This is a genomic window from Streptomyces sp. NPDC056347 (genome assembly GCF_042262625.1).
Lineage (GTDB): Bacteria > Actinomycetota > Actinomycetes > Streptomycetales > Streptomycetaceae > Streptomyces.
The window spans coordinates 1-2,964 of sequence record NZ_JBHJQP010000318.1; the positions used below are offsets into that span (position 1 = coordinate 1).

The 2,964-nt window shown below is 74.2% G+C and carries 3 protein-coding genes and 1 pseudogene; all 4 read left to right on the forward strand.

The genetic code is table 11. From position 1 onward, the window contains the following. A partial coding sequence (locus ACFCV8_RS35820; RefSeq protein ID WP_376689741.1) for an ATP-binding cassette domain-containing protein occupies positions 1 to 824 on the forward strand: 824 nt, incomplete at its 5' end. Beyond that, on the forward strand, positions 821 to 1,660 hold the full coding sequence (locus ACFCV8_RS35825) for an ECF transporter S component (RefSeq protein ID WP_376689742.1): 840 nt from the start codon (positions 821 to 823) through the stop codon (positions 1,658 to 1,660). The genes ACFCV8_RS35820 and ACFCV8_RS35825, both read left to right, overlap by 4 nt. A 338-nt stretch (positions 1,661 to 1,998) precedes the next feature. Then, complete coding sequence (locus tag ACFCV8_RS35830) at positions 1,999 to 2,427, forward strand: transglycosylase SLT domain-containing protein (RefSeq protein WP_376689743.1); 429 nt, start codon at positions 1,999 to 2,001, stop codon at positions 2,425 to 2,427. Between the two features lie 325 nt (positions 2,428 to 2,752). Next, positions 2,753 to 2,964, forward strand: a pseudogene (locus tag ACFCV8_RS35835) (hypothetical protein); the annotation flags it as partial.

The window sequence follows — 2,964 nt, forward strand, 5'->3', positions numbered from 1 at the left end:
GGGAGATGTTTATAAGAGACAGGGGGCGCGGTGCGCGGGCCGGCGCCGGGGAGCCGGCCGGGGACGCGAGGGCGCTGGTGGAGGGGCTCGGGGTGCGGCGGGGCCGCGTCGAGGCGCTGCGCCGGGTCTCGCTGGCCGTGGCGCCGGGCGAGACCGTGGCGCTGATGGGACGTAACGGGGCGGGCAAGTCCACCCTGCTGGCCGCGCTCGTCGGCATGGTCGAGCCCGCCTCCGGCACCGTCCTGGTCGGCGGCCGGGCCCCGCACCGTACCGAGCCGCGCGAGATGGTGCGCCGGGTCGGGCTCGTCCCGCAGGAGCCGCGCGATCTGCTGTACGCGGACACCGTGGGCGCGGAGTGCGCCGCGGCGGACCGGGACGCGGGCGCCGCGCCGGGCAGCTGCCGGGCCCTGGTGTCCGAGCTGCTGCCGGGCGTACCGGACGGGACCCATCCCCGTGATCTCTCCGAGGGGCAGCGGCTGGCGCTGGCCCTGGCGGTCGTGCTGACCGCGCGGCCCCCGTTGCTGCTGCTGGACGAGCCGACCCGGGGCCTGGACTACGCGGCGAAGGCCCGGCTGGTCGGGGTGCTGCGCGCCCTGGCGGCCGAGGGGCACGCGATCGTGCTGGCCACCCATGACGTGGAGCTGGCGGCGGAGCTGGCGCACCGGGTGGTGATCCTGGCGGACGGGGAGGTCGTCGCCGACGGGGAGACCCGGCAGGTGGTGGTCTCCTCCCCGTCGTTCGCCCCGCAGACCTCGAAGATCCTCGCCCCGCAGGAGTGGCTGACCGTGTCGCAGGTGCGTACCGCGCTGGGAGAACCGTCGTGAACACCGTCCGCGACGGGGACCGGGTACGGCAGGCGCGGCCGGTGCGGCTGGGGCCGCGGGCGATCGCCGCGCTCGTCCTGATCAGCGCGATCGGGGTGGCCGCGTTCGGCTGGCCGCTGCTGGCCGGGCCCGGGGTCGGGCCCGCGCACGCACAGGACGCCCCGTGGCTGTTCGCCGCGCTGCTGCCGCTGCTGATCGGTGTGGTGGTGGCGATGATCGCGGACTCCGGTCTGGACGCCAAGGCGGTGGCGATGCTGGGGGTGCTGGCCGCCGTCGGTGCGGCGCTGCGCCCGCTGGGGGCGGGCACGGCGGGGCTGGAGCCGATGTTCTTCCTGATGGTGCTGAGCGGTCGGGTCCTCGGGCCGGGCTTCGGTTTCGTACTGGGCTCGGTCACGATGTTCGCCTCGGCGCTGCTCACCGGCGGGGTGGGGCCGTGGATGCCGTTCCAGATGCTGTCGATGGGCTGGTTCTCGATGGGCGCGGGGCTGCTGCCGGGCGCGGACCGGCTGCGCGGGCGGGCCGAGTCGCTGCTGCTGGCGGGGTACGGGTTCGTGGCGTCGTTCGCGTACGGGACGGTCATGAACCTGTTCGGCTGGGTGACGGTGCCGCCATCGGGGTCGGGGGTCTCGTTCCAGGCGGGCGATCCGCTGGCGGAGAACCTGGTCCGCTTCCTGGCGTACTGCCTGGCGACCTCGCTGGGCTGGGACCTGGGGCGGGCGGTGCTGACGGCGGTGCTGACGCTGGCCGTCGGCCCGGCGCTGCTGAAGGCGCTGCGGCGGGCCACCCGGCGCGCGAACTTCGAGGCCCGGGTCACATTCGACGTCCCCGGCGCGTGAGGGCTCCCACAGGACCTTCGTCCTCCCCTATCGGGGGTAGTAGCGGCGGCGGGGGCGGGCGGTCCGGCCGGGCGTCCGCCGCGACCTGCGACGACGCCCCGGGCGGCGGGCCGGCGGGCGGCGGGTCGTGCGGCCCGGGGTGCGAGGCGGGCTCGTACCGGGGGTCGTTGCGCCGCCCGGACGGCGTCGCTATCACTGGATGAGTCGCCGAGCACCGCAGGGTCCGCCAGCCGGGCCGCGGTCGACGAAGGCCGGTCCCCCCGGTCGGCGAAGGCCGGTCCACCCGCACGATCCGGACCGGTACGCGACGTCCCCCGTACCCGACGTTAGGTCTCTCCGTGTCGTTCGCCCGTAACCTCCTCGCCAAGCCCCGCAACGCCCGTCGCAAGTCCGCCGTCGTCGGTGCCTCCGTGCTCCTCGGCGCCACCGGCCTGGCCCTCGGGGTCACCCCGGCCATGGCCGCGCCGGCCTCCGTCGCGACGAGCGCGCAGGCCACGGCGCAGGCGATGATCGGTGACGCCGCGCAGTACCAGTGCTTCAGCAACATCGTCCAGCACGAGAGCGGCTGGAACCACACCGCGACCAACGCCTCCTCCGGCGCCTACGGCCTGGTGCAGGCCCTGCCCGCGTCGAAGATGGCCTCGGCCGGTGCCGACTGGCAGACCAACCCCACGACCCAGATCAAGTGGGGCCTGGACTACATGAACTCGCGCTACGGCAGCCCGTGCGCCGCCTGGTCGTTCTGGCAGGCCAACAGCTGGTACTGAGCCGGCTTCCGGCTCTCTCCCCCCGTACCCCGCACCGAGCCCGGTGCGGGGTACGGGCGTTTCCGGCCGCGCGTTCACTCGGGGCCGTCCCGGCCGGTACGTCGTCGGCGCACTGTTCGCCGTGACCGCGCCGGTCGTGCCGTACCCGTCCGGGCCATAAGGACGATTGGTAGCACCAGTGCTATCGCGCTGGTCCATTCGGGCGCTTTTGGCTCATCCATCCGTTCCCCGGAGTCGGCGGCGCGTTGTCACTCTCGTGGAACCTCGAGATTTCTGGGAACGGAACAGCGTACTGGCGGAAGCTTTCTGCGCCAGCGACGAGCGCATGCGCCGGGCTCAGGCATTGCTGGACGAGATGCGGGCGGAGCGGAGCCGGACACTGGCCGCCTTCGCCGTCGCGGTCGGCGACGACGGATCGATCGCGGACCTGATGGGGCTGAACGAGCGCGAAGTGCGATTAGCGCGACGCGAGGTCGGCCGCAGCAACGCGCGCTCGTTCGCCGAGAAGCTGCTGAACCGGTCCACGGCGGCGGGCCC